The sequence below is a fragment of the Micromonospora sp. WMMD737 genome (assembly GCF_049179055.1).
In the GTDB taxonomy this organism is placed as follows: domain Bacteria; phylum Actinomycetota; class Actinomycetes; order Mycobacteriales; family Micromonosporaceae; genus Micromonospora; species Micromonospora reichwaldensis.
The window spans coordinates 6,066,218-6,092,876 of the sequence record NZ_JBMHMH010000001.1 but is presented as its reverse complement, the minus strand read 5'-3'; the positions used below and the strand labels follow the sequence as shown (position 1 = coordinate 6,092,876).

22 protein-coding genes, 1 tRNA gene, 1 other RNA gene and 1 pseudogene are annotated in these 26,659 nt (G+C 72.4%); 5 read left to right on the top strand and 20 right to left on the bottom strand.

What is annotated here, in order from left to right; translation table 11 throughout:
• Nucleotides 1-2: 2 nt before the first annotated feature.
• The 6 genes from ACN27A_RS27180 to ACN27A_RS27155 form a co-directional block, all read right to left on the bottom strand.
• A complete protein-coding gene (locus ACN27A_RS27180; protein ID WP_421457381.1) occupies nt 3-1,457 on the bottom strand; it encodes a magnesium chelatase in 1,455 nt (484 codons plus the stop codon).
• 60 nt (nt 1,458-1,517) lie between these two features.
• Nucleotides 1,518-2,594, bottom strand: coding sequence for a hypothetical protein (locus ACN27A_RS27175; protein WP_421457380.1), 1,077 nt, complete (start codon nt 2,592-2,594; stop codon nt 1,518-1,520).
• Nucleotides 2,595-2,671: 77 nt separating this feature from the next.
• A complete protein-coding gene (locus ACN27A_RS27170) occupies nt 2,672-3,340 on the bottom strand; it encodes a response regulator transcription factor (protein ID WP_421457379.1) in 669 nt (222 codons plus the stop codon).
• Nucleotides 3,340-4,581 (bottom strand): sensor histidine kinase, encoded by a 1,242-nt coding sequence (locus tag ACN27A_RS27165; RefSeq protein ID WP_421457378.1) that lies wholly within the window; start codon nt 4,579-4,581, stop codon nt 3,340-3,342. The genes ACN27A_RS27170 and ACN27A_RS27165 overlap by 1 nt, the downstream gene beginning before the upstream one ends.
• A 65-nt stretch (nt 4,582-4,646) precedes the next feature.
• Nucleotides 4,647-5,147: a hemerythrin domain-containing protein gene (locus ACN27A_RS27160; protein WP_421457377.1), complete on the bottom strand. Its 501-nt coding sequence runs from the start codon at nt 5,145-5,147 to the stop codon at nt 4,647-4,649.
• A 4-nt stretch (nt 5,148-5,151) separates the two neighbouring features.
• A complete protein-coding gene (locus ACN27A_RS27155; protein WP_327030561.1) occupies nt 5,152-6,120 on the bottom strand; it encodes an aldo/keto reductase in 969 nt (322 codons plus the stop codon).
• A 77-nt stretch (nt 6,121-6,197) separates the two neighbouring features.
• Here ACN27A_RS27155 and mgrA point away from each other — a divergent pair, with 77 nt between their 5' ends.
• Both mgrA and ACN27A_RS27145 read left to right on the top strand, forming a co-directional pair.
• On the top strand, nt 6,198-7,205 hold the full coding sequence (gene mgrA / locus ACN27A_RS27150; protein WP_421457376.1) for an L-glyceraldehyde 3-phosphate reductase: 1,008 nt from the start codon (nt 6,198-6,200) through the stop codon (nt 7,203-7,205).
• A 249-nt stretch (nt 7,206-7,454) separates the two neighbouring features.
• Nucleotides 7,455-9,419 (top strand): BTAD domain-containing putative transcriptional regulator, encoded by a 1,965-nt coding sequence (locus ACN27A_RS27145; protein WP_421457375.1) that lies wholly within the window; start codon nt 7,455-7,457, stop codon nt 9,417-9,419.
• Nucleotides 9,420-10,828: 1,409 nt separating this feature from the next.
• On the opposite strand, the pseudogene ACN27A_RS27140 reads toward ACN27A_RS27145, so the two are convergent.
• A pseudogene (locus ACN27A_RS27140) lies at nt 10,829-11,476 on the bottom strand (hypothetical protein); the annotation flags it as partial.
• A gap of 404 nt (nt 11,477-11,880) precedes the next feature.
• On the bottom strand, nt 11,881-12,822 hold the full coding sequence (locus ACN27A_RS27135) for a phytanoyl-CoA dioxygenase family protein (RefSeq protein ID WP_421457374.1): 942 nt from the start codon (nt 12,820-12,822) through the stop codon (nt 11,881-11,883).
• Between the two features lie 189 nt (nt 12,823-13,011).
• On the opposite strand from ACN27A_RS27135, the gene ACN27A_RS27130 reads away from it, so the two are divergent.
• Entirely contained in the window at nt 13,012-14,052 is a 1,041-nt protein-coding gene (locus ACN27A_RS27130; protein ID WP_421457373.1) for a DUF4034 domain-containing protein, read from the top strand.
• 69 nt (nt 14,053-14,121) lie between these two features.
• Here ACN27A_RS27130 and ACN27A_RS27125 read toward each other — a convergent pair.
• Both ACN27A_RS27125 and ACN27A_RS27120 read right to left on the bottom strand, forming a co-directional pair.
• Nucleotides 14,122-14,194: transfer RNA gene (locus tag ACN27A_RS27125), tRNA-Ala, on the bottom strand.
• 86 nt (nt 14,195-14,280) lie between these two features.
• Nucleotides 14,281-14,871 carry a YqgE/AlgH family protein gene (locus ACN27A_RS27120; RefSeq protein WP_421457372.1) on the bottom strand — a complete coding sequence of 197 codons (591 nt, stop codon included), beginning with the start codon at nt 14,869-14,871 and terminating at the stop codon, nt 14,281-14,283.
• 150 nt (nt 14,872-15,021) lie between these two features.
• Here ACN27A_RS27120 and ACN27A_RS27115 point away from each other — a divergent pair, with 150 nt between their 5' ends.
• Nucleotides 15,022-15,825: an S-methyl-5'-thioadenosine phosphorylase gene (locus tag ACN27A_RS27115; protein ID WP_421457371.1), complete on the top strand. Its 804-nt coding sequence runs from the start codon at nt 15,022-15,024 to the stop codon at nt 15,823-15,825.
• A 55-nt stretch (nt 15,826-15,880) separates the two neighbouring features.
• Complete coding sequence (gene mdlC, locus ACN27A_RS27110) at nt 15,881-17,476, top strand: benzoylformate decarboxylase (RefSeq protein ID WP_421457370.1); 1,596 nt, start codon at nt 15,881-15,883, stop codon at nt 17,474-17,476.
• A 21-nt stretch (nt 17,477-17,497) separates the two neighbouring features.
• On the opposite strand, the gene ACN27A_RS27105 is transcribed toward mdlC, so the two are convergent.
• The 10 genes from ACN27A_RS27105 to pruA all read right to left on the bottom strand — a co-directional run bounded on the left by ACN27A_RS27105 (nt 17,498) and on the right by pruA (nt 26,442).
• Nucleotides 17,498-18,460, bottom strand: a complete 963-nt coding sequence (locus ACN27A_RS27105; protein WP_421457369.1) for a hypothetical protein — start codon at nt 18,458-18,460, stop codon at nt 17,498-17,500.
• 40 nt (nt 18,461-18,500) lie between these two features.
• Nucleotides 18,501-18,971: a hypothetical protein gene (locus ACN27A_RS27100; protein ID WP_421457368.1), complete on the bottom strand. Its 471-nt coding sequence runs from the start codon at nt 18,969-18,971 to the stop codon at nt 18,501-18,503.
• 188 nt (nt 18,972-19,159) lie between these two features.
• Nucleotides 19,160-19,535: a transfer-messenger RNA gene (gene ssrA, locus ACN27A_RS27095) on the bottom strand.
• A 104-nt stretch (nt 19,536-19,639) separates the two neighbouring features.
• Nucleotides 19,640-20,119 carry an SsrA-binding protein SmpB gene (gene smpB, locus ACN27A_RS27090; RefSeq protein ID WP_132233612.1) on the bottom strand — a complete coding sequence of 160 codons (480 nt, stop codon included), beginning with the start codon at nt 20,117-20,119 and terminating at the stop codon, nt 19,640-19,642.
• Nucleotides 20,120-20,254: 135 nt separating this feature from the next.
• Nucleotides 20,255-21,130, bottom strand: coding sequence for a permease-like cell division protein FtsX (gene ftsX, locus ACN27A_RS27085; protein ID WP_421457367.1), 876 nt, complete (start codon nt 21,128-21,130; stop codon nt 20,255-20,257).
• Nucleotides 21,131-21,195: 65 nt separating this feature from the next.
• On the bottom strand, nt 21,196-21,876 hold the full coding sequence (gene ftsE, locus ACN27A_RS27080) for a cell division ATP-binding protein FtsE (RefSeq protein WP_089001878.1): 681 nt from the start codon (nt 21,874-21,876) through the stop codon (nt 21,196-21,198).
• Nucleotides 21,877-21,994: 118 nt separating this feature from the next.
• A complete protein-coding gene (prfB, locus tag ACN27A_RS27075) occupies nt 21,995-23,116 on the bottom strand; it encodes a peptide chain release factor 2 (RefSeq protein ID WP_421457366.1) in 1,122 nt (373 codons plus the stop codon).
• Nucleotides 23,117-23,273: 157 nt separating this feature from the next.
• Nucleotides 23,274-23,789 (bottom strand): PadR family transcriptional regulator, encoded by a 516-nt coding sequence (locus ACN27A_RS27070; protein WP_357576468.1) that lies wholly within the window; start codon nt 23,787-23,789, stop codon nt 23,274-23,276.
• A 117-nt stretch (nt 23,790-23,906) separates the two neighbouring features.
• Nucleotides 23,907-24,710: a tryptophan 2,3-dioxygenase gene (locus tag ACN27A_RS27065; RefSeq protein ID WP_421457365.1), complete on the bottom strand. Its 804-nt coding sequence runs from the start codon at nt 24,708-24,710 to the stop codon at nt 23,907-23,909.
• A 103-nt stretch (nt 24,711-24,813) separates the two neighbouring features.
• Nucleotides 24,814-26,442 carry an L-glutamate gamma-semialdehyde dehydrogenase gene (pruA, locus tag ACN27A_RS27060; protein WP_421457364.1) on the bottom strand — a complete coding sequence of 543 codons (1,629 nt, stop codon included), beginning with the start codon at nt 26,440-26,442 and terminating at the stop codon, nt 24,814-24,816.
• Nucleotides 26,443-26,659: the final 217 nt, after the last annotated feature.

Below are 26,659 nucleotides of genomic sequence, written 5' to 3'. Positions count from 1 at the left end.
GCTCAGGCCCGGCCGCCGTAGCGGGTCCGACCGGAGTCGGTGACGTCCTTGCCGAGCCGGCGGGTCAGGTGCAGCCCCTCCAGGACGAACTCCACGCCGGCTGCGACCTGCTCCGGGGTGGGCGCGTCGCCCAGCCCGAGCCGGTCCAGCGCCTTGGCCAGGCCGGGCACGGTGCCCACCTGGCGCAGCAGCTCGGCGGAGCTGACCAGCTCGCCGGTCTCGATGACGGCGTCCTCGTCGACGAGGGCGGTGAAGCCGGAGAGGTCCAGCCCCGCCAGCCGGGCCCGGAACGTCTCGGCGGTCGCGGTACGCAGCAGGTGGCCGAGGATCTCGACCTCCCGCCCCTCCTCGCCGCTCTCGAACTCGACCTTTCCGCGCAGCGTGCTCGTCACGGAAACCGCGTCCCCCACCCGCGCCACCGCCCCCTCGGAGGAAAGGAAGGGCACCGTGCCTGCGGCGGCCAGCAGGCCGGCGCGGCGCAGCGCGGCGGCGGCGACCGTCTCGGCGGCGGCGATGGCGAACCGGGCGGAGACCCCCGAGCGCGGGTCCACCGACGGCGACTCGCGCACCGCGCGGGCGAACCGCGCCAGGACCTCCAGCACGTGCTCCGGCACCTCGGCGACCAGGTCGGCCTCCTGCCGGATCAGGGCCAGCTCCAGGTCGAGGTCGACCGGGTAGTGGGTACGCACCTCGGCGCCGAAGCGGTCCTTCAGCGGGGTGATGATCCGGCCCCGGTTGGTGTAGTCCTCCGGGTTGGCGCTGGCCACCAGGAACAGGTCCAGCGGCAGCCGCAGCTGGTAGCCGCGGACCTGGATGTCCCGCTCCTCCAGCACGTTGAGCAGCGCCACCTGGATCCGCTCGGCCAGGTCCGGCAGCTCGTTGACGGCGAAGATGCCCCGGTTGGTACGCGGGACGAGACCGAAGTGGATCGTCTCCGGGTCGCCGAGCGTACGCCCCTGGGCGATCCGGATCGGGTCGACGTCGCCGATCAGGTCGCCGACGCTGGTGTCCGGGGTGGCCAGCTTCTCGCCGTAGCGCATCGAGCGGTGCAGCCACGCCACCGGCAGGTCGTCGCCGGCCTCGGCGACCAGCGCCCGGGAGCTGGGGGTGAGCGGGTGCAGCGGGTGCTCGTTGAGCACCGAGCCGGCGATCACCGGGGTCCACTCGTCGAGCAGGCCGACCAGCGAGCGGATGAGCCGGGTCTTGCCCTGGCCCCGCTCGCCCAGCAGCACCATGTCGTGCCCGGCGAGCAGGGCGCGCTCGACCTCGGGCAGCACCGTGTCGTCGTAGCCGACGATGCCGGGGAAGCGGTCGGCGCCGGAACGCATCCGGGCCAGGAGGTTGTCGCGGAGTTCCTGCTTGACCGTGCGGTACGCGTGGCCGGCCGCCCGCAGCGCGCCGAGCGTGCCGGGCAGGTCGGCCGGAGGTGCCGGGGTAACCGGGGAAGGCGCAGTCACCCGACCAACGCTAGCTCACGGCAGCGGGGGTGCCCGGTCCGTCGACCGGGCACCCCCGTCTCAGCCGCGTCCGCAGCTCCGGCAGGTGCCCCGGCGGCGCAGGTGGTACGCGTACGTGGCGGCGCCGAGCGCGACGCCCCAGAACGGCCAGAGCAGCATCGGCGCGGTGGCGAGGCTGAACCCGCCGGAGAAGTCCCAGAAGGCGGGGGTGGCGAGCAGGCCGAGACTCGCCGCGGTGACCGCCACCGCCACCAGCGTCGCCGGGACGACGGCCAGCCGGACCGGCACCGGGCGCCCGGCCAGGCCGATCATCCAGCGCGGGAACCGCTCGCCCCACCGCTGCACCAGCCCGAGGGTGAGGACCGCGCCCACCAGGGCGAACGCGCCCAGCCCGGCGCCCGCCCAGACCAGCCCGGAGTCGCGCATCTCGTCGAGGAACGACCGCTCGATGCCGAGCGGGACGCCGACCGCCCACGCGAGCCGGGTGATCGCGTACAGGGCGGGAACGGTGGCCGCGGTCCAGGCCGCCACGCGCCCCCAGCGGGCGGCCGAGTCGGGCGAGGTCCAGCCGTGGTCGGCGCCGTCGCGCCCGCACGTCGGGCAGGCGCCCGAGGTGCGCCGCTGCCAGCGCAGCACCGCCCCGGCCAGCAGCACCCCGCCGACCATGGCCGCGCACCGCGCGAACAGCGCCCAGGTGAACACGTCGGCGTAGTCCACCGGCGGCCAGCCGAACGGCGCGCCGACGATCAGGATCGGGAGGTAGCCGAGGATGACCAGCGCCTTCACGTCCGGCACGACGACGGCGAGCAGGAACGCGACAGCCCAGGCGTACGCCGACAGCAGCGTGTCCAGCGGTCGGGCCCGGCGGCGGGCCGGGCCGGTCATGGCGAGCGCGGCCACCGCGGCGCCGAGCAGCACCACGGCGAACAGCGGCGCGCCGACGTCGGTGGGGACCAGCCGGAGCAGGTTGGCCTCGCCGTCGACCGGATCGTTCGCCCCGAAGGGGTAGCCGGCGCCGGTGACGGCGGAGACCAGGGCGAGCAGCCCCCAGAGGCCGAGCCAGCCGGCGGCCAGCGGGGCGAGCCGGTCCAGCCGGCCCGGGGCCGGGCGATGGGTGGGAACGTTGGTCGTCGTCATGCTTCCCAGCCTCGGCCGGCGGGCCTCACCGGCCCTCCCGTGCGGCGGTGAACCGGCTCCCCCTCGGGAGGGAACGCTCAGCCCGACGGGGTGACGAACCCCGACTCGTACGCGGCGATCACCGCCTGGGTGCGGTCGCGGACGCCGAGCTTGGCCAGCACGTTGCCGACGTGGGTCTTCACCGTCTCCACCCCGACCACCAGGTGCGCGGCGATCTCCGGGTTGGACAGCCCGGTGGTCATCAGCCGCAGCACCTCCGCCTCCCGTTCGGTGAGCCGGGCGGCCGTCAGCCGGTCGGCGCCCCGCCCTCCGTACGCCCCGGCGAGGCGGCGGATGGCGGCGGGGAAGAGCAGCGACTCGCCCCGCGCGACGACCCGGACCGCCTCCACCACCTCGGCGGGCCGGGCCCGCTTGAGCAGGAACCCGCTCGCTCCGGCGCGGAGCGCGTCGTAGACGTACTCGTCGTTGGCGAACGTCGTCACCACCAGCACCCGGGGCGGGTCGGCGGAGGTGGCGAGCAGCCGCCGGGTGGCCTGGATGCCGTCGATGCCGGGCATCCGCACGTCCATCAGCACCACCTGCGGACGCAGCCGGGCGACCAGCGGCGGCACCTCCGCGCCGTCGGCGGCCTCGCCGAGCACCCGCAGGTCGGGCTGGGCGTCGAGGATGGCCCGCAGCCCGACCCGGATCAGCTCGTCGTCGTCGACGATCAGCACGCCGGTGGTCGTCGCGGTTCCGGTCGTCATCAGGTCCCCTCGAACGGCAGTCGCACCCGGATGCGCCAGCGGTCGCCGTCCGGCCCGACGGTCAGCCGGCCGCCGAGCAGCAGCACCCGTTCCCGCATCCCGTCCAGGCCCCGGCCGCCCCGCCCCGGGTCGGCGCGGCGGCGCCGGCCGACCGCGTTGTCCAGCTCCAGCTCCAGCGCGTCGGCGTGCACGTCGAGGCGCAGCGTGACCGGTCCCCGACCGTACCGGGCCGCGTTGGTCAGCCCCTCCTGGACGATCCGGTAGCCCTCCCGGGAGACCGCCGCCGGCAGGTCGGCCGGGTCGCCGGTGCGCCGGGCGTCGACCGGCAGGCCGGCCGCGCGGGTGTCGGCCACCAGCCGGTCCAGGTCGGCGAGCGTACGCTGCGGCGCCGGCGCGGCCCGCCGGCCGTCGGGCTCCCGGAGCAGCCCCAGCACGTGGTCGAGGTCGTCCATGGCAATCCGCCCGGCCTCCTCGATCGCGCCCAGCGCGCGCCGGACGAACTCCGGGTCCCGGTCGAGCAGTTCGCGGGCGGCCCCGGCCTGGAGGGTGGCGACGGTGAGGGCGTGGCCCACCGAGTCGTGCAGTTCCCGGGCCAGCCGGTTACGTTCGGCGAGCCGGGCGGTGTGCGCCTCCAGGGCCGCGATCCGTTCCGCCTGGGTCGGGCCGAGCAGCACCGGGGCCATCGACACCGCCAGCGCGCCCAGCCCGGCCACGGCGTAGCCGAGCGCCACCAGCACGACGACGCCGGCGAGGGTCAGCCAGCCGGTGTCGCGCCCGTCGAGCGGCCCGAACCGGTCGCCGCCGGTCACGCCGGTGTCGAGCCCGAACTGCTGCCCGATGAAGGCCAGCGCCATCGGCACGGCGCTGAACAGGGCGGCCACCACCAGCCCGCCGCTGACCAGGTGCAGCCCGATCCAGAGCGCCGAGCGCAGCCGGGTCTCCCGGTCGGCGACGTGCCCGGGAGCCGGGTCCGGCAGGTCGACGCCGAGCAGGGTCCGCGCGGCGGCGATCTCCAGTGCCCGGGGGCCGTCGAGGAAGACCGGGACCGCCGCGATGACCGCCGCGACGCCGAGCAGCGCCAGCACCAGCGGCCGGGGGATGTCCGACCGGGTCAGCAGCTGGGCGAAGGCCACCGCCAGCAGCGCGTACGGCAGCGCGAGCACCCCGCCGAGCAGCAGGAACACGCCGCGCCGCCAGGTGCTGCCGGCCGTCAGCGGGGCGAGGACCGCGCGGGGCTTCACCGGCCCATTCTGTCCCGGTCGCGCCCCGGGCCGACTCCCCCGCGTCGGGGAGATCGGCGTTCCGCTCAGCGGCGGTGTTCGTCGACGTAGCGCTGCGGGTCCTTGTCGGCGAAGGCCAGGTCGCGGCCGAACTTGTGCTCGCCGTGGAACGTCAGCCAGCGGCGGCCCAGCTCGGCCCGCAGCTCGACGCTCGCGTGCCGGCGGAAGTCGGGCAGCGCCTCGTCCTCCTCCTCGGCGAGGTGCTCGCTGTTCTCCCGGCGGGCGGTACGCACCGCCGCCCACCACTCGTCGGAGCCCACCGGGTGCAGCTTGGACTCGGCGACGGCGTCGCGGATCCTGTTGTGGTCGCCGATCGCGTCGGCGGTCTCGGCCTCGCCGTCGTCGCCGTGGCGCACCAGGTGCGGGTAGAGGATCGCCTCCTCCGCCTCGGCGTGCACGTCCAGGTGCAGGGCGAGCGCGTCCCAGATGGCCAGCAGCTCGTGCTCGTCGCGGGCGTCGTCGAGGCGGGCGAAGCCCCGGCGGAAGGCCGCGTGGTCGTCGAGGATCAGCGCGGTGATGTCGTCCATCGGCTCACCTTCCGGCTCGGGCCCGCAGCAGGCGGGGCGCCGCCGCCAGGCCGGTGATCGGGCGGAACTCCTTCGCCGCGCGGGCCAGCGCGGCGTGTTCGTCGTCGGCCAGGTCGATGTCGGCGGCAGCCGCGTTGCGTTCGACCTGTTCCACGCCGGACGCGCCGGGGATGGCCAGCACGTTCGGGTGGCGCAGCAGGTAGGCGAGGGCGATCTGGCTGGGCGTGGCGTCGTGCGCGTCGGCCACCTGCCGCAGGGTCTCGATCAGCGTCGCGCCGCGCTCCAGGTTCTCCGGCAGGAAGTACGGGTTGGCCCGGCGCACCGCGCCGCTCGGCGGGTTCTTCGCGTCGTACCGGCCGGAGAGGAAGCCCTGGGCCAGCGGGCTGTACGCGATGACGACGCGACCGGCCTGCTTCGCGTACGGCAGCAGGTCGTGCTCGGGCCCGCGGTCGACCATGCTGTAGCGGACCTGGTTGCTGAGCACCCGCCGGCCGAGCGCCGCCTCGGCGACCTGCCAGCGGCGCAGTCCGTAGTTGCTGACGCCGACCTCGCCGACCAGCCCGACGTCCTGCAACGCGCGCATGCCGCGCATGGTGGTGTGGTCGGCGACCAGCGGGTTGGCCTGGTGCACCTGGTAGAGGTCGAGGTGGGTGACGCCGAGCCGGGCGGCCGAGGCGACCGCCCGCTGCTGCACCACCGGGGCGACCGGCAGGATCGGCAGGATCTTGGTGGCGATCACGACCTTCGGCCGGTCGTCGCCGAGCGCCTCGCCGAGGATCCGCTCGCTGCGGCCGAAGCCGTACAGCTCGGCCGTGTCGAAGACGGTGATGCCGAGGTCGACGGCGCGCCGGACGATGTCGGCGGCCCGGCGCTCGTACTCGGGGCCGTAGCCCCACTCCCGGGACCCGAACTGCCAGGTGCCGAGGCCGATCTTGGACAGGGGCTTGGGGGTGTCGAGCGGGACGAAGCGCATGGTCCCGAAACTACCCCGGCGTCCGTTGTCGCAGGCCCGTTCGCCGCGCACGCCCGCCACCGGCGGGGATAGGGTCGGTGACCGTGACCTACCTCGCCGCGGATGAGCGCTACGACCAGATGACCTACCGGCGCAGCGGGCGCAGCGGACTGCGGCTGCCCGCCATCTCGCTCGGGCTGTGGCACAACTTCGGCCCGGACCGGCCGTACGAGCGGCAGCGCGACGTCGTCCGCCGCGCCTTCGACCTGGGCGTGACCCACTTCGACCTGGCCAACAACTACGGGCCGCCGCCGGGCAGCGCCGAGGAGAACTTCGGCCGGATGCTCGCCACCGACCTGCGGCCGTACCGGGACGAACTCGTCGTCTCCACGAAGGCCGGCTATCTGATGTGGCCCGGCCCGTACGGCGAGTGGGGCTCCCGCAAGTACCTGCTCTCCTCGCTGGACCAGTCGCTGCGCCGCCTCGGGCTGGACCACGTCGACATCTTCTACTCGCACCGCTTCGACCCGGACACCCCGCTGGAGGAGACGATGGGCGCCCTGGACGCCGTCGTCCGGGCCGGCAAGGCGCGCTACGTCGGCGTCTCCAACTACGACTCCGCGCAGACCGAGCGGGCCGCCGCGATCCTGCGCGACCTGGGTACGCCGCTGCTGATCAACCAGCCGTCGTACTCGATGCTCAACCGCTGGACGGAGGACGACGGCCTGCTGGACACGCTGGAGCGCGTCGGCGCGGGCTGCATCGCGTACAGCCCGCTCGCCCAGGGCCTGCTCACCGACCGCTACCTGGGCGGCATCCCGGCGGACTCCCGGGTGCGCACCAGCGTCTTCCTCAGCGAGAGCGACCTCGGCGAGGAGAAGATGGCCACCATCCGGGCGCTCGGCGCGATCGCCGAGCGACGCGGCCAGTCGCTGGCCCAGCTCGCGCTCGCCTGGGCGCTGCGCGACCCGCGGATGACCAGCGTGATCATCGGGGCGAGCAGCGTGCCGCAGCTGGAGGCGAACGTCGCCGCCCTGGACGACCTCGACCTCGGCGCCGAGGAGCTGGCCGAGATCGAGCGCCACCTCGGCCCCCGTACCCCATGAATGCTCGCGCCACCGGAGCAAAGTCTGGTGGACGCCACGGCGAGAAGCCGCGCGACGACCGAGCACAGGAGGTTAGCCAATGTTGACAATGAGTCGCAGGGCGAGGGTATCTTGGCCAGACTCACGTGGATGGATGGCTTCGATCCGCTGACCTGAGTCCAGAGAACTGGCCGCAGAGCCGAGGCGAGTTCGAGTCGCGGTCGCGATCTCCCCTGCCCGGACGACTGCGGCGAAACGGGGGAGAGCGACTTGGAGTTCAACGTCCTGGGACCAGTGGAGATGCGCCTCGATGGCCAGGGGGTACCCCTCGGCGGAACGAAGCCGCGCACTCTGCTCGCCGCGCTGCTCGTTCACCACGGCCAGGTGGTGCCCACGGAGCGCCTGTTCGAGGTGCTTTGGGGACCGCGTCCACCGAGCCGGGCCCGGGCCATCCTGCAGACGTACGTGTCGGGCCTCCGCCAGCTTCTCAGGCCCCTGGCAGGCAGGGCGAGCATCACCACCACGCCCCCCGGATACGCCCTGCGTCTCGCTCCCGGCATGCTCGACCGCGACGTCTTCGAGGAGCTGCTCGGCGCGGCGCGGCAGGCAACCGGCGAAGGTCGGAACGACGAGGCCGCCGGCCTTCTACGCCGGGCCCTGGCACACTGGCGCGGTCCCGCTCTCGGCGGCGTCGACAGCGACCTTCTCAGCGGTGAGGCAGCCCGTCTCGAAGAGCTGCGGCTCACCGCGGTGGAGGAACGCATCGGCGCGGACCTCGCGCTCGACCAACTGTCCGACGTGGCCGCCGAACTGATGGACCTCGTCCGACGCCATCCGTTCCGGGAACGGCTGCGTGGGCAGCTCATGACCGCTCTGTACGGCCTGGGGCGGCAGTCCGAGGCGTTGACCGTCTATCGGGACGGCCGTCGGAACCTGGTGGAGGAGTTCGGCGTCGAACCGGGAACCGGGCTGCGGACGCTCCACACACGTATCCTGCGCGGCGGCTCCGGAAGCGAGCCCACAGCCGCGCCGAGCCGATGGGACGAGCCGCCGCCGGGCGGGGCGCGCCACCACGGACCGCCAGCCCACGTGCCCGCCCAGCTGCCGGCCGCCCCGGCTGACTTCACCGGGCGTGCCATCGAGGCGACGCAGCTGACCACGGCGCTCACCCGGAGCCCCGCCGGCCGGCAGGCACTGGTACAGCTGGTGGTCGGTCCCGCGGGGTCGGGAAAGACCGCCCTGGCCGCGCACGTCGCGCACATGGTCACCACGCGGTACGGGGACGGCCAGCTCTACGCGGACCTGCGTGGCCTCGACGACGCGCCCGCCGAACCCTTCACGATCCTGGGTCGCTTCCTCCGGGCCCTCGCCCCGGCCGACGACCGCCTGCCGGCCAGCACCGTCGAGCGGGCCGCGCGGTACCGCACCCTGCTCGCCGGCCGGCGGATGCTCGTCGTACTCGACGACGCCCGCGACGAACGGCAGATCCGTCCTCTCCTACCCGGAACGGCCACGTGTGGCGTCCTGGTGACCGCCCGCCGCCGCCTCACCGGCCTCGCGGGGTGCCGCGTCACCGAACTCGACGCGATGCCGGACGTCGACGCCCGGGCCCTCCTCGCCTCGCTGATCGGCCCACGACGGGCCACCGCCGAGCCGGAGGCGGTCCAGCAGGTGCTACGAATGTGCAGCGGGTTACCGCTCGCCCTCCGAATCGCCGGCTCCCGGCTCGCCAGTCGAGAGCCGTGGCCTGTACGGCTGCTGGCCGACCGGTTGGCCGATGAGCGGCTGCGTCTCGACGAGCTCAGCGCCGGCGACCAGAATGTCCGCGGCAGCATCCACCGCAGCTACCGTCACCTGGACCGGCAGCAGCGCGCCGCGCTCGGGGTCTCCGCTCAGCTCGGTGTCGGCGAATTTCCCTCGTGGATCTTGGCCGCCGCGATGGGCGTGTCGGCCGCTGAGGCCGAGCGTGTGATGGAGGGGCTGGTCGACGCATGTCTGGTGGATCTCGTCCGGATCGACGAGGTCGGACAGGCCCGCTACCGCCTGCCCGACCTGGTACGCATCTACAGCCGCGAGCGGGCGTCCGGCGAGGGTCCGCCCGCGCGCGCAGTCGTCGCACGGGCGGTTGCCGGCTGGAGGCTGCTGCTCGACGCAGCGCGGGACGACGGCGCGCCACCCACCCGGCAGCCGGCGCGGGTCTGCCCGTCGACGCGCGCCTTCGGACGAGGATACTGAGCGATCCGGCGGCGTAGCTGGCTGCCGGGTGCGCGCCGTGGGCGGCGACCACCGTGCGGGCCAGTGAGCTGAACCTGGAGATGCCCATACCGGAGCTGACAACGCCCACCGGTGTTGTTCCGGAAACCGGGCCGCCCAAGGTGGCGCACCGGGGACCGCGCCGGCACGGACGTGAAAACGTCCGGCGCGTCGCCGGAGACGACGTGCGCCTAGCGGGGCCCTCACCGCGGCGCGGTCGCCGGACCGGGGTGCCGCGTCCACAGCGGATTCTGAGTCATCCCTGATCAGCTCTGACCCCTCCACACGGGTAGGTCGTGAGCGTCCCGCTCACGACCTACCCGATTCGGACTGGGCCTCGATCCCCTACGTCAGAGGACGCTCCATCTGCCGAAGGTACCGCCGGCTTCCACCTGGTTGACGCCGCCGAGCGTGTCACCGGTGGAGGCTGCGTAGATGGCGATACGTCGGCCGACGGCGTAGACGGCGGTCGGATCGCCGGTGATCACCGGACTGTCCGTACCACGAGCGGCCCAGGTGCCGAACACACCGCCAGCCCGGGGCTGACTGGCACCGTAGATGGTCTCACCACGGCGGGCATAGATCGCCACCCGACTGTCGTCGTCGACGAGCACGGCCGGGACGCCCGCGTACCCGCCGGTCGTGGTGAGGACCTGCCAGGCACCGAACCCGCCACCAGCGGTGGTCTGGTTGACTCCGACCACGTTGCCGCTCGTGCTGGTCGCGTAGATCGCGATCCGCCCCCCGACGGCGTGCACGGCGGTGGGATCGCTGGCGATCCCCGACCCACCGGTACCCCTCGCATTCCACCCACCGAACGGCCCGTTCGGCGCGCTCTGACTGGCCCCGTAGACCGTGCCGTTGCGCCGCACGTACAACGCCACCCGCTGCTGGGCGTCGACCAACGCCGTCGGCTTGCCCGCGTACCCGCCACCGGTGGTCAACTGCTGCCACGAACCGAACCCGCCACCGGCCTGGGTCTGCGTCACGCCGGCCACATCCCCACCACTGGTCGTGGCGTAGATCGCGATCCTGCCCTGACTCGCGTACACCGCCCGCGGATCCCCTGTCACCGCCGGAGAGCCGGAACCGATCGCGATCCACGCGCTGAACGCCCCACCCGTCTCACGCTGGCTGGTCCCGTAGATCGCCTCGCCACGCCGTACATACAACGCCACCCGATCATCGTCATCACGCAACACCGCCACCCGACCAGCGAACCCGCCCCCGGTCGACAACCGCTGCCACGGGTTGAACGTGCCACCCGCGGTTCCCTGACTGCGACCCCAGACGTCGCCGTCAGCCCGCACCACGTACACCGACACCCGGCCGGTGGACGACACCACCACCCCGTCCCGCGACACGTCATCCGACGAACCGGCAACTCCGTTCCGCCACTGCTCGACGGTTTCTCCGCGGAGTACGCTGAGCAGGGCCTCTTTGTTGTCGAAGCTCGTGACCTTGTTCCGGTCCTCGCTGAGGTGGATGTGCCACAGATGAGACGGGTCGGACGACACCGCGACGTCGTACCGGAAGTCCCAGCCCTCCACCGTGTCGTCGGTGTCGGTCTGCCCGTAGAACTCCCGCCATCCGTCCAGACGCGGATCGCTCGAATCCTTGCCCGAGGCCATGAGGCGGCTGGAGTAACGGGCGATGTTGCTGTAGTCCGAGGTGGCAGCCAGGTCGCCCGAGGGCAGGTGAAGATCTGGATTCGGGCCGGCCCCGTCGGCCAACAGCTCCAGGCTCTGCGCTTCCGGGAAGGTCCAGTCGTAGGCGGCAGCCTTGTCCGACGGGCCGCCCTGGTCCTCGCTGTCTCGGACGGAGTAGTTACTTGGGTCATTGGCTGCGCGGGTGTTGTGATAGCCCGACTTGGGGGCGTAGATCCCGCCGTTTTCGGAGCCTGGTTCGAGCTTGATCAGCTCCTCCATGAGCCACCACGAGGCATCGGTGATTCGAGCTGGATTCGGGTTTTCCCCGGCACTGGCCATGCTGGGTGCCGTGACGACGCCGGCGCCGAGAAGTGCCGGAGCGAGGACCATGGCGAGGATGGTGGGCAGGGGCCGTACGGCGACCCTGGTGCGGCTGCGTCGCATGAATGCCTTCCTGAAGGACCGATCTGCTTCAGCGACAGTGCCTGCCTCCTCTTCACAGATGGTTCCGCCAGACTCAAGAACTCCTCCAGCCATGCTTGACCGCGAGAGAGGTAGGGCCCACCGGATCACTCCGCCGCCGGCACGACCGCCGGAACTTCCGCACGGGCGGAGGGTGGAGTGCCCTCCTACTGTGGGCAGCCTGTCCCGCGCTGGAGCCCACCCGGCCGGAGCGCAGGTCCGACCTACCGGACCATCTGCGGCAGGTGGCGACCCGGGCAGAAACGCAGAAGCCCGGCTCGGGCGGATCGGCGAGATACCGTCCCCACGCCGGGGCTTCCCGTGAACTCTGGTCAGTAGATGTCGGCGTACGGCGACGCCCGGGAGAACGCCCTGAGCACGTCGAGGTCGTAGCCCTCCTCGAAGTTCGTCAGCTCCGTCAGCAGGTCCTCCGGCTCGTACCGGTACCGGCCGGCCCAGGTCTCGAACGACTCGACCTGTGCCGGGTCGGCGGCGCTGAAGCAGCGGTAGCCGCGCGGCGAGTTCCGGACCACCTCGTCGACCGCCGGGGCGAACCGGATGTCGATGTTCCACCGGATGCGGTCCGACACGTTGGGCGTCGAGCGGTGCAGCGTGGTGTCCGTGAAGATCACCACGTCGCCGGGCTCCATCCGGGCGGTGCTGACGGGGCCGTCCCCGACGGCCTCGTCCGACGTGCCGTACTCCCCGTTGGGCAGGCGGTCGCGGGAGATCCAGCCCCGGGTGTGCGAGCCGGTGACGAACTGGAGGCAGGCGGTGTCCTCGTCGACGGGCACCAGCGGGATCCACACCGACAGCAGCGGCCCGATCGAGGCGTCCCACCCCTTGTAGTAGTAGGCGTCCTGGTGCCAGGCGACCTGCTGGGTGCGGCCGTGGGGGTCGCGCGGCCGGGCGTTCCAGACGCCGTGCGCGTAGACCTCGTCGCCGATCAGGCTGCGCACCGGGCCGAGCAGCTCGGGGGTGCGCCACAGGTCGTACACCGGCCGGCCCACCAGGATCCGCCGCCAGGCGGCCGGTACGCGGACCTGGCTGGACTCGATCAGGCGCAGGTAGCGCTGGTCGTACGGCAGGTCCGCGAAGGTCTCCGTGATCACCCCGCGCTCCTGCCACTGCCGGGCGAGGTGGTCCACGACGCGGCTGAACGAGCCGTGCAGCGCGTCCAGCGTCCCGGTCGGGAGCACGCCCCGCAGGATGAGGTGCCCGTCGCGCCGGAACTGGTCCAGTTGCTCGGCTGTCAACGCGTGGGGGTGGTCCACCATCGGCTCCTTCGCTGGCCGCGCGGGATCGGGCCCAACCACCCGGCGGGGGAAAGGCCTCCAGTGGGGCGATCGTGACAGAAGGCCCGGTGGGCGACAACGCCTCACTTGTGCGACAGGACCCCTATTCCTGAGGGGACCAGGTCCGGGCCCGAGGAGGACACCAGCCGACGCCTACCATCCAGGATTGTGATCTCGACCGTGTGGCGGCTGCTCACCCGCCAGATCGATACGAACCCGGCCCAGGACGACGCCGTGCTGCGCGAGGCGTGCACGCAGGCGCGGTACGGCTCCGACACCGAATCCGCCCGGAAGGCTCTGGCTGCCACCCGGGGTGACCACGACCGTCGGGCGCGGTACGTCCGAGTCATGGCCGAGTCGACCGCCGGTGGGCTGGGCTCCCGGGTCGACCCCGCGACCGGCCGGGTCGACACCTCGGCCGCCTGGACCGACCGCTGGGCGGCGCGCACGCCCACCAGTCCGGATGCGCAACTCGTACGTGCCCGGTCCCTGGTGGCACGGGCCTGGGAGGTGCGCGGCGGGGACTGGGCCGCCAGCGTCCGCCCGGCGCAGTGGACCGAGTTCCACCGCCTGCTGCAACTGGCCCGGCAGGTGAACGATCTGGCGATGCGGCTCGCCCCCGAGGATCCCACGCCGTACGTGAACCTGTTGGACCTGATGATCGGCCAGAGCACGCCCCGGGAGGACGTCAAGGAGACGTGGCGTGAGCTGACCCGGCGCGACCCCTGGCATCGGGAGGGGCACATGCTCAAGCTGACCTACCACTGCCGGAAGTGGAGCGGCTCGCACGAGGCGATGTTCGACTTCGCCCGGTCGGTCGCCGCCGCGGCGCCCGCGGGGTCCCCGCTGCACGTGCTGCCGGTACAGGCCGCCGCCGAGTGGGCGCTGTGGGAGCAGGAGCGCGCGTCCCAGGGCAGCGCCGCCGGTGAGGTCAGCGAGCGGTGGCGGCAGGACCCGGTCATGCAGTCGGATCTCGACAACGCGCTGTCCCGGTGGTTCCACCAGCCGGCCACCCGGCACGCCGACTGGCTGAACGACGCGAACATCCTGGCGTACGGGCTGGCGCGCACCGGCCGCGACGCCGACGCCGCGCCGGTCTTCGCCTCGATCGGCCGGTACGTGACAGGCGTTCCGTGGGGCTGGTGGGACGGCGTACGCGGAGACACCGCCTTCATGCAGGCCCGCCGCCGCGCCCGCCGCGCCGCCTGACCGGCCGGAGAAAGGTCAGCGGCCTGGTCGAATCGCTCTCGACCAGGCCGCTGACCTGCAAAACAAGGGTGGAGCCGAGGGGACTCGAACCCCTGACCCCCACACTGCCAGTGTGGTGCGCTACCAGCTGCGCCACGGCCCCTTGCCTCGTCCCGGTCACCCGGGCACGAGAGAACTATACACAGCGCCCGCCGCATGGTCATCTCGCGGGGGCCCACCCCGCGCGGCTCAGTTGAGCGCCACGTCCGGCGGGAAGTGCGCGACCGCCGCCATCATGCCGCCCTGGCGGCGCAGCACCATCGGCCACAGGTCGTCCGGCCGGTCCACGAAGGCGTCGCCGGGCAGCGCGTCCAGCACGAACCAGGAGCCGTCCTCGATCTCCTGCTCCAACTGCCCCGTGCCCCAGCCGGAGTAGCCGGCGAAGACCCGGATGCCGGTGATGCCCTCCCGCAGCGCCCCCGGGTCGACGGAGAGGTCGAGGGTGCCGACCGCCCCGGAGACCTGGTGGAAACCCCTGAGCCGCTGCACCGGGTGGCGCATCCGGGCCAGGCAGATCGCCGAGTCGGGCTGCACGGGGCCGCCCTCGAAGAGCACCGCCGGGTCGCGGGCCAGGTCGCTCCAGTCGCCGAGCACGTCGGCGACCGGCACCTCGGTGGCCCGGTTGAGCACCACGCCGAGGGCGCCGCCGGGCTCGTGCGCCACCAACAGCACCACCGTACGGTCGAAGTTCGGGTCCTTCAGCGCCGGCGTCGCGACCAGCAGCCGCCCGGTCATCGACCCCGTCGCCCGCCCGCCGATCGCCTGCCCCTCTCCCTGCATGCCGGACACCCGTCAGACCGACCGGACCGGGACGCCCGGGGGCACCGGTGTCATCCGCGCTGTGAACGCCATGCCTGGCACCATAGCCTGCCCCCGGGGCGGTGGCTAAGGTCTGACGTGCGGTAGATCGGCGGACACGAGGGAGGGCCGATGGGTCCCACGGCGGAACTCGCGGTGATCGGCGGTTCGGGGCTCTACGCGTTGCTCGACAACGCGACCGAGCACGTGGTGGAGACGCCCTACGGGCCACCGTCCGACGCCGTCACGATCGCCGAGGTCAGCGGCCGGCGGGTGGCGTTCCTGCCCCGCCACGGCCGGGACCACCGCCACCCGCCGCACCTGATCCCCTACCGGGCCAACCTCTGGGCGCTGCGCTCCCTCGGCGTACGCCAGGTGCTCGCCCCCTGCGCCGTGGGCGGCCTGCGGCCGGACCTCGGGCCGGGCACGTTCGTGGTGCCCGACCAGCTGATCGACCGCACCAGCGGACGGACGCAGACCTACTACGACCGGGGCGCGGTGCACGTCTCCTTCGCCGACCCGTACTGCCCCTCGGGCCGACGTACGCTGCTGGCCGCCGCAGCCGGGCGGGACGTGCCCGCGGTGGACGGCGGGACGGTGGTGATCGTCGAGGGCCCGCGCTTCTCCACCCGTGCCGAGTCGCGGTGGTACGCCTCGATCGGCGGCACGGTGGTCAACATGACCGGCCACCCGGAGGCGGTGCTGGCCCGCGAGCTGGCCCTCTGCTACTCCTCGATCGCCCTGGTCACCGACCTCGACGCGGGCGTGGAGGGCGGCGGCGCGGTGACGCAGGAGGAGGTGTTCCGGGTCTTCGGGGAGAACACCGACCGGCTGCGGGGCCTGCTGCTGGCGGCCGTCGCCGCGCTACCGGCCGAGCGGGACTGCGCCTGCGGGCACGCGCTGGACGGCATTGCCCTCCCCTTCGCACTCCCCTGAGGAGCAGCGGCGAAAAGCCCTGGTTGCCTGAGTCATCCGGATAGATTCAGAGGCGATGGCTACGGTCCGCGACACCACGTACGACCTGCTCCGGGCCCTCGGCCTGACCACGGTCTTCGGCAACCCCGGCTCCACCGAGGAGCCGTTCCTGCGCGACTTCCCGGACGACTTCCACTACGTGCTCGCCCTGCACGAGGCGTCGGCCGTCGGCATGGCGGACGGCTACGCGCAGGCCACCGGCGGGGCGGCGCACGTCAACCTGCACACCGCCCCCGGCACGGGCAACGGCATGGGCAACCTGGTCACCGCGTGGCACAACCGCACCCCGCTGATCGTCACCGCCGGCCAGCAGACCCGGGAGATGCTGCTCATCGAGCCCCGGCTGGCCAGCCGGCGGGCCACCGAGTTGCCCCAGCCGTACGTGAAGTGGAGCCACGAGCCGGTCCGCGCGCAGGACGTCCCGGCGGCGTTGATGCGGGCGTACGCGACGGCGGTGCAGCCGCCCGCCGGGCCGGTCTTCCTCTCGCTGCCCCTCGACGACTGGGCGCAGCCGGCCGACCCGCCACCGCCGGTGCGGACGGTGGCGACCCGGTTCGCGCCCGACCCGCGCCGGCTGCGCGAGTTCGCCGCCGTGCTGGCCGCAAGCAGCGCGCCCGCGCTGGTGCTCGGCGCGGCCGTGGACCGGGCCGAGGGCTGGCCCGCCGCCGTGGCGCTGGCGGAGCGGCTCGCCGCGCCGGTCTGGTCGGCGCCCGCGCCGGAGCGGGCCGCCTTCCCCGAGGACCATCCGCAGTTCCGGGGGGTGCTCCCGTTCGCGATGGGGCCGCTCTCGGAGGCGCTGGACGGGCACGACACAGTGCTGGTGGTCGGCGCGCCGGTGTTCCGCTACTACCCGCACGTGCCGGGCGACCACCTGCCCGCCGGGGCCCGCCTGCTGCACGTCACCGACGACCCGGACGAGGCGGCCCGCGCGCCGGTGGGCGACAGCCTGCTCGCCGACGCCGGGCTGGCCCTGGCCGCCCTGGTCGACCTGCTCCCGGCGGCGGACCGGCCGGCGCCGCCGGCGCGCCCCGATCCGCCCCCGCCGGCGGACGGGCTGCCGTTGGCCCCGGACGCCCTCTTCGCGGCCCTGGCCCGGCACTGGCCGGCCGACGGGATCCTGGTCCAGGAGTCGCCGTCCAGCCTGCCGGCGCTGCGCCGCCGGCTGCGCGCCACCCGACCCGGGTCGTACTTCACGATGGCCAGCGGCGGCCTCGGGTACGGCCTGCCGGCGGCGGTCGGCATCGCGCTCGCGCAGCGCGACACCGGCCGGGGGCGGCCGGTGGTCGCGGTGATCGGGGACGGCTCGTTCCACTACTCGGTGCAGGCGCTCTGGACCGCCGCGCGGCTGCGCCTGCCGCTGGTCGTGGTGGTGCCGGTCAATCAGCAGTACGCCATCCTGAAGGCCTTCGCCGACTTCAAGGACACCCCGGGGGTGCCCGGGCTGGACCTGCCGGGGCTGGACATCACCGCGATCGCCCGGGGCTACGGCTGCACGGCCACCGTCGTGGAGACACCGGAGCAGCTCGGCGACGCCCTGGCCGCCGGCCTGCGCGCCGACGGCCCGACGGTGCTCCCGGTGCCGGTCAGCACCGAGGTGCCCCGGCTCCTGTGAGCCGCCACCCGGTAACTCCCGTCAGCGCGTCGCGAGGCGCAACGGCGCGCCGGTGAGCACGTCGAGGATCGGCCGGTCGCCCAGCGGCGCCTTCAGCGTGGCGGTGACCGGTTCCATCTTCAGCATCGCGTTGCACACTCCGGTGGCGCGGATCACGCTGCCGCCCACCACCACGACGTCGTCGCGCTCCTGCACCATCGGGGTGATCCCGGTGTCGCAGCTGCCCACGCCGAGCCGCCAGGTCAGCTCCGTGCCGTTCACGGACTGGACGTCCTGGGCACCGACCAGGCCCTCCGGGGCCGGGCGGGCGGGTGGGGCGGGCTCGGGCGGGGCGGTGACGGCCTGCGGCGCCACGGCGAGCCGGGCCACCGGCGCGGTGATCTCCTCGACGGTGAACAGCCACGCCGGCACCTGCGCCTCGCCCCGACTGGTGCGCACCGGCGCGGTGCCCAGCTTCACGGCCGTGACCGTCAGCGGGACGCAGGCGGTCTGCGAGTTGCTGCTCACCGGGCCGTCGGGCCCCGGCTCGATGGTGGGGCCGCCACCGGGGAGCTTGGACCCGGGGTCCCTGGGGCGGCCGTCGCACGGCGGCGGATCGCCCTGGTCGAGCTGCCCGTACGCGGTGGCGGCGCTGACCAGCGGGACGGTCAGCGTGCCGTCCGGGAACGTGATGGTGCCGTCGGCGGGCTGCGCGACGGGCATGTCGACCTGCTCGCGGTACCAGCCGTTGAGAAAGGCGATCTTGGTCTCGCCGGTGAAGCCCGGGTCGCCGACGAGCACCGTCGGGTCCTGCATCGGCACGTAACCGGACTTCCACGCCGGAAGCGGTCGCCACGAGTCGGCCACCTCGGTGGCCCGCTGGGCGAAGGCGTCGCGACGCGGGTCGGAGTCGACCGGGTCGACGGCCGGATCGGAGCCGGCCGGCGCGCACCCGGCGACGATCATCAACAGCGGAAGGCCCAGCAGGGCGGCGGTACGGCGCATGTGGATTGGACGCCGGTACGCCCACACCGGTTCCCCCTGGTCAGGTCTCTCCGCCGAGATCCGTCTCGTACGCCTCCCAGAGCAGGTCCGCGCCGCGCTGCCGGTGCCGGGCCAGAGCCCGTAACAGGTGCGCGGCCCGACCGAGGAGGTCGTCGAGCGAGGCGTCCGGCAGCTCCGCCGCCTGCTGGAGGGCGCTCAGCGCGGCGGTGATGGCGACGTGCTCCCGGGCCAGCAGGCGCACCCCACGTTCCAGCCGGGGCGCCTGGCCGAGCACCTCGGCGTAGAGGCCGGCGGGCCCCTCGGTGACCCGGACGTGCTCCGTGAAGCCCCGCCGCACGGGGCCGAGCCCCACGAGGAAACGTTCCCGCCAGCGCGGTCCGGCCGGCGCGACGGCCAGCGCCCGGGCGAGCGGATGCAGGTCCCCGGGCGGGGTGCCGGGGAGCCGGCGCGCGGCGGACGGCCGGAGCCCTCCGGGCGGGGTGGGCGGCTGCTGGATCGGACCGGTGACCATGGGCACCTCCCGCGTCGCGTCTGACCGCGTACAGCGATGGTGGACCCGCGCGTCCGCCCTGTCCAGAGGCGGGACGGACCTCATCGGTCCCATCCGCCCCTGCTGTCCCGTGCGAACCGGGCGCCCCAGCCGACCGGTCCCGACACGACGATGCGCCCCGGTCCGGTGGACCGGGGCGCATCGTCTGGTGGTGGAGGTGCCGGGAATCGAACCCGGGTCCTTCGCCGGTTTGTCAGGGCTTCTCCGAGCGCAGCTCGCTGTGCCTCTACTCGGCCCCACCGCTCACGCGAGCAAGTTGGTGTGACGGGCCCAGTCGCTGATTGATCTCGCCGCACGGACCCCGCGACCGGGTCCGATTGGCCAGCCTTCTAGCTGATGCCGGCTAACTGGGTCGAAGGCGCTCCCAGGCCGACAGACTCACTACTCGCCTCAGGCGGCGAGAGCGAAGTCAGCGCGATTGTTCTTGGCGCTTATTGGTTTCCGACGACCGATTCTCGAGACGACGTCGGCTTCCTCGGCTCGCTTCCCCTGTCGCTGCGTACGAAGTCGAAACCAGTCACCCCCTCGACAGGCCGCCGATGTGGCGGCACTGACAAGCGTAACGCCTGCCGCAACGGGTTTCATCCCGAGCCCCCGGCGGGCGCGTCGAACCGGACAGGACGGACATCTCAGTCGTCCATGCCCTTGCCACGCCGGCCGGCGACCCGGGCGATCTCCCGGTCCGCGTCCCGCTTGGCGAGGTCCTGCCGCTTGTCGTACGACTTCTTGCCCTTCGCCAGGGCGATCTCCACCTTGGCCCAGCCGTCGGAGAAGTAGACCTGCAACGGCACCATGGTCAGGCCGCCCTCGCGGGTCTTGCCGATCAGCCGGTCGATCTCCAGCCGCTTGAGCAGCAGCTTGCGGGTCCGCCGGGGCTCGTGGTTGGTCCACGTGCCCTGCGTGTACTCGGGGATGTGCATCCCGTGCAGGTAGAGCTCGCCGTCGCGCTCCTGGGCGAACGCGTCGACCAGCGACGCGCGCCCGGCCCGCAGCGACTTGACCTCGGTGCCGGTCAACGCCATGCCCGCCTCGTAGGTGTCGAGGATCGCGTAGTCGTGCCGGGCCTTCTTGTTGGAGGCGACGACCTTGCGTCCCTTTTCCCGTGGCATCGGCGCCACCCCCTTCCGGTGATCCGCGCCGGACGTGACCGGCCGCGGGGCGGAGATCATGCTACCCGAACGGCAACGGCCCTCCCGCGCCGTTTGTTCCTGGCGCGGGAGGGCCGTCGTCGAGCCGTACGGGCGTCAGACCCGCAGGTAGAAGCGGAGCGTGACCCAGGCGGTGATCGCGCTGACCAGGCCACCGACGCCGGCCATCAGCGGGAACATGAACAGGATGTCGCCCCAGCTGATCGGCGAGAGCAGGCCCTGCAGCGCCTGGAGCGACCCGTCGAAGAGCAGGTACTTGGCCGCGATGAGCGCCACCAGGCCGAGCAACGAGCCGATCAGGCCGGCGACCACGGCCTCCAGTACGAACGGCGCCTGGATGAACCAGTTCGACGCGCCGACCAGTTTCATGACCGCGACCTCACGCCGCTTGCTGTACGCCGCCACCTGGATCGTGTTGGCGACCAGGAGCAGGGCGGCGATGGCCATCACGATCGCGGCGGCCAGGGCGATGTTCTGGATCGAGGTGAGGATGTCGAAGATCTTGTCCAGCAGCCGGCTCTGGTCGACGATCTCGTCGACGCCCTCGACTTCCTTGTACTGGTCGTAGATGTTCTTGTACTGCTCCGGGTTGTTCAGCTTCAGCCGGAACGACTCGGGCAGGCTGTCCGCCTTGACGGCGCTGAGCAGGTCCGGAGCGTCCTGGAACATCTCCTGGAAACGCTTGTACGCCTCGTCCTTGTTGACGTAGAGGACCTCCTTGACCAGCGGATCGCCCTTCAGCTGGGCTTCCAACGCGCCGCGCTGCTCAGGGCTCACCTCCTGGGTGAGGAAGATCGAGACCTCGATGTTCTTGTAGTAGAGGTCCTTCATGTCGTCGACCTGGCGGTACATGAGACCGCTGGCGCCGAGCATGGTCAGCGAGACCGCCATCGTGATGATCATCGCGATGGTCATGGTCACGTTGCGCCACAGTCCGACCAGTACCTCGGACAGGACGTATTTCACGCGCATCGGGATTTCCTCCGGGTCTCCGGCATGAGGTGTTCGTCGTCAGGCTGCGCAGGGGTGGCGTCGACTCAGCCGTAGACGCCGCGGGCCTGGTCGCGCACGATGCGGCCGCTCTCGATCTCGATGACCCGGCGGCGCATCTGGTTCACGATGTTGGAGTCGTGCGTGACCATCACGACGGTCGTGCCGGTGCGGTTGATCCGGTCCAGCAGGCGCATGATCTCGATCGAGGTGTCCGGGTCCAGGTTTCCGGTCGGCTCGTCCGCGAGCAGGATCAGCGGACGGTTCACGAACGCCCGGGCGACGGCGACCCGCTGCTGCTCACCACCGGAGAGCTCGTGCGGGTAGCGGTGCTCCTTGCCACCGAGTCCGACCAGCTCCAGAACCTCGGGCACGACCCGGCGGGCGACCGCCTTGGTCTTGCCGATCACCTCGAGGGCGAACGCCACGTTCTCGTACGCGGTGCGGTTCGGCAGCAGCCGGAAGTCCTGGAACACGCAGCCGATGGAACGCCGGAAGTGGGGTCGCTTCCAGGAACGCATCGACGTGACGTCCTTGCTGTTGACGACGACCCGGCCCTTGTTGGGCGAGACCTCGTGCAGCAGCAGCTTGATGATGGTGGACTTGCCGGAGCCGGATGGACCGATGAAGAAGACGAACTCGCCCTTCTCGATCGAGACGGACACGTTGTCGAGCGAAGGCCGGGACGCCTTCGGGTACGTCTTCGTCACTTGCTCAAGCTGAATCACGGGTCGTGAGTCTACGCGGTGTAACCGAGGAGCCAAGCCCCACGCCCCGCCGTTGCGAGTCGCGTCATCCAATTCGGGCGTACCGGGAAGATCGACGACGCGCTCCGCCCATGGTTGATCACGCAGCGTCGCCGGCGAGCTGCTGCTGCTTGCGCCACCGGATGCCCGCCTCGAGGAACTTGTCCAGGTCGCCGTCGAAGACCGCCGTCGGGTTCCCGGTCTCCTGCTCCGTCCGGAGGTCCTTCACCATCTGGTACGGGTGCAGGACGTACGAGCGCATCTGGTCGCCCCACGAGCCGGCGGCGTCCGTCTTGAGGCCCTGGAGCTTGGCCTGCTCCTCCTGGCGCTTGCGCTCCAGCAGTCGGGCCTGCAGCACCCGCAGCGCGGACGCCTTGTTCTGCAACTGGGACTTCTCGTTCTGGCAGGTGACCACGATGCCGGTCGGGATGTGCGTGAGCCGCACGGCCGAGTCGGTGGTGTTGACGCTCTGCCCACCCGGGCCGGAGGAGCGGTAGACGTCCACCCGCACCTCGTTCTCGGGGATCTCGATGCTGTCGGTCTGCTCGACCACCGGCAGCACCTCGACGCCGGCGAAGCTGGTCTGCCGGCGCCCCTGGTTGTCGAAGGGGCTGATCCGCACCAGCCGGTGGGTGCCCGACTCGACGCTGAGCGTGCCGTACGCGTAGGGCACCTTGACCGTGAAGGTGGCCGACTTCAGGCCCGCCTCCTCGGCGTAGGAGGTCTCGTAGACCTCCGTCGGGTAGCCGTGCCGCTCCGCCCAGCGCAGGTACATCCGCAGCAGCATCTCGGCGAAGTCCGCCGCGTCCACGCCGCCGGCGCCGGCCCGGATGGCGACCAGCGCCTCCCGGGAGTCGTACTCGCCGGAGAGCAGGGTGCGGACCTCCATCTCCTCGATGGCCTTGCCCAGCGAGGCGATCTCCGCCTCGACCTCGGTGAGCACCCCCGGGTCGGACTCCGCCTCGGCCAGCTCCAGCAGCACCTTGGCGTCGTCGAGCCCGGAGCGGAGGCTGCCGAGCTTGCTGATCTCGCCGTTGACGTACGACAACTGGGAGGTCACCTGCTGGGCCTTCGCCTGGTCGTCCCACAGGTCGGGCGCGGAGGCCTCCTGCTCCAGGCGGTCCTTGTCCGCGCGCAGCCGGTCGATGTCGAGCACCGCCTCGATGTTGCGCAGGGTGGCGTCGAGGCCCTTGAGCTGTTCGGCGTAATCGGCAGCGGTCACGACAGACAAGGGTACTGCTCGTGCGAGGAGTGAGCTTGCGAGCCCCGCAGTCACGAGCCAAAAAGACCCAGCTCGTGCGAGGAGCGGGCCTGCGAGCCCCACAGTCACGAGCCAAAAAGTCCAGTTCGCGCGAGCAGCGGGCCCCGCAGCGGGGTGGTCAGGCGACCGGGGCGCTCTTCAGCCAGGACAGGGCGGCCTTGTGGTAGGCGACGGCGAACTCCAGCGCGCTGGCGTCGTACGCGTCGCCCTCCTTCTTGGCGTTCTTGACCTGCTCCCGGACCTTGGCCAGGGCCTCGGTGTGGTATTCGTTGGCCGCGGCCTGGAGGTTCTTGAGCTGGCTGGCCGAGTGCAGCTCGCCGAAGGCGATCCGCAGGGCGATCGGGTTGCGGATGGTGTCCCGCCCCGGCTCCTCGGCCAGCCAGCGGGAGAATGTCCGTTTTCCCGCTGCGGTGATCGCGTACGGCTGGCTGGAGCGCGGTCCGGGCTTGCCCATCCGGACCAGGCCCCGCTCGGCCAGCACCGGCAGCTCCCGGTAGACCTGACTACGCGTCATCGACCAGTACGGCGCCAGTCGGCGCTCGGCGGCGGCCATCAACTGGCCACCTGTCATGGGGCCCTCGTGGAGCAGCCCGAGCAGGGCCGCCGCCGTGGGGTTGACTCCGGAATCCGCCATGCCCCTCACGCTGCCACTTTGCCGACGCGGCGTCCAGGATTTGGCATTTTCGCCACCCGGTCGGGTTCCTATGTGCACTGTCGGCGCGAGACAGTGCGGCGAGGAGGCGCGGGACGGTCACAGTCGGCTACGCAGCTCCCACAGCTCCGGGTAGAACCGGGTCTCCACCCGGGAGCGCAGATAGGCTCCGCCGGCCGAGCCCCCGGTGCCGGGCTTCGTGCCGATCTGCCGCTCGGCCATCAGCACGTGCCGGGCCCGCCACAGCGAGAACGCCTGGTCGTGGGCGACCAGCGCCTCAGCGAGGTCCCACAGCGGCCCGAACCGCTCCCGGTCCCCGGCGATCGTGGCGTACGCGGCGAAGCGCGACTCCTCCTCGGTGACGTCGAAGCCGGCCCGGCCGAGCACGGCCAGGAAGCCGTCCCAGAGGCTCGGCTCGGCCAGCCGCCGCTCCAGGCGCTCCCGCTCGGCGTCGGGCAGCCCCCGGAAGCGGCGCAGGTAGTCGGGGTCCTTGAGGCCGGAAAGGAACTCGATCTCCCGGAACTGGGCGGACTGGAAGCCCGAGGCCGGGGCGAGCTTGGTGCGGAAGGCCAAAAAGTCCTGCGGGGTCATGGTGTCGATCACGTCGACCTGACCGATCAGGACCCGTTCCACCACGTGGCAGCGCTCCAGCCGGACCCGGGGCAGGTAGGTCTCGCCGTCCAGCATCCGGTCCCGGGCGTCGGTCAGCTCGGAGAGCAGCAGCTTGAACCACAGCTCGTAGACCTGGTGGATGGTGATGAAGAGCAGCTCGTCGTGGGAGGCCGGGTCGGACTCCGGCACCTGGGCGGCCAGCAGGTCGGCCAGCCGCAGGTAGTCGGTGTAGGTGAGCAGGCCACCCTGCTCGCCGAAGTGGGGATCCTGCGCGGGGGTGGGGTGGGTCACAGCGGCCACCGTACCGCCGTCGACCCACCCCCGCCCGCTGGCAAGGAAGGGCCCCTTCCTGAACACGAGGCGTTGAGAAGGGGCCCTTCCTCACACCTCAGCCTCAGCCCATGTGGGGGTAGGTGTGGTCGGTCGGCGCGACGAAGGTCTCCTTGATCGTCCGGGGCGACATCCACCGGACGAGGTTGTGCCAGGAGCCGGCCTTGTCGTTGGTGCCGCTGGCCCGGGCGCCGCCGAAGGGCTGCTGCCCGACCACCGCGCCGGTCGGCTTGTCGTTGATGTAGAAGTTGCCGGCGGCGTACCGCATCTTCTCGGCGACCGCGTCGACCACCCGGCGGTCCGTCGCGAAGATCGACCCGGTCAGGGCGTACGGCGCGATCGACTCGGCCTGGTCGACCACGTCGTCGAAGCGGCCGTCGTCGAAGACGTGCACGCCGAGGATCGGCCCGAAGTACTCGGTGGTGAACGTCTCGTGCGCCGCGTCGGTGCACTCGAACAGCGTGGGCCGGACGAAGAAGCCGACGGAGTCGTCGGCGGTGCCGCCGGCGAGGACCCGGCAGGCGTCGTCGCCGGAGATCAGCTCCAGCGCGGCGCGGTGCCGGTCGAACGCCTTGGCGTCGATCACGGCGCCGCCGAAGTTGCCGAAGTCGGTGACGTCGCCGTAGGTGAGGGACTCCGCGGTGGCGGCCAGCCGGTCGCGCAGCCCGCCCTCCCACAGCGACCGCGGGACGTACGCCCGGGACGCCGCCGAGCACTTCTGGCCCTGGTACTCGAAGGCGCCGCGGATCAGGGCGGTGTGCAGGGCGTCGACGTCGGCGCTGGTGTGCGCGACGACGAAGTCCTTGCCGCCGGTCTCGCCGACCAGTCGGGGGTAGCCCCGGTAGCGGGAGATGTTCTCGCCGACGGTCCGCCACAGGTGCTGGAAGACCTTCGTGGAGCCGGTGAAGTGGATGCCGGCCAGGTCCGGGTCGGCGAGCACCACGTCGGAGACCTCCTCGCCGCGCCCGGTGACCATGTTGATCACGCCGGGGGGCAGGCCGGCCGCCTCGAACAGCCGCATGGTGAAGTGCGCGGCGAACTGCTGGGTCGGGCCCGGCTTCCAGACCACGGTGTTGCCCAGCAGGGCCGGCGCCGAGGGCAGGTTGCCGGCGATGGCGGTGAAGTTGAACGGGGTGACCGCGTAGACGAAGCCCTCCAGCGGGCGGTGGTCGAAGCGGTTCCACACCCCCGGCGACGACATCGGCTGCGCCTCGAGCAGCTCTCGGGCGAAGTGCACGTTGAACCGGAGGAAGTCGATGAACTCGCAGGCCGCGTCGATCTCGGCCTGGATGACGGTCTTCGACTGGCCGAGCATGGTGGCCGCGTTCAGCGTGTCGCGCCACGGGCCGGCGAGCAGCTCGGCGGCGCGCAGGAAGATCGCGGCCCGCTCCTCGAACGGCAGGGCCCGCCACATCCCGGCGGCGTCCTTGGCGGCCTTCACGGCGGCGCGGGCGTCGTCGTGGGTGGCGTGTGCGGTGACGCCGAGCACGTGCGCGTGCTTGTGCGGCTGCACGACGTCGATCGACTCGCCACCGGCCATCCGCTGCTCACCGGCGATGGTCATCGGCAGGTCGATCCGCTCGGCGGCCAGCTCGGTCAGCCGCCGCTGGAGCCGTTCCCGGTCGGCACCGCCCGGCTCGTAGTTGCGGACCGGCTCGTTGCGCGGCTCGGGTACGGAGAACACAGCGTCCATCAAGGCTCCTGGCGATCTCGACAGCGGTGGCGAAACCGGACCCGCGGGCACCGGCCGGGTGACCGGCGCCGACGCCGTGCCGGGTTGACCGGTCACGGCAGCGGGACCTCTCCCCGATTCTTCCACGCCCCGCCCCCGGCCCTTCCACCCCGCGCGGGGCGGGCGACGGGGACGGGCGTGGTGGACGCGTACGCTGGGTGGCCGGTGAACTGCCGGC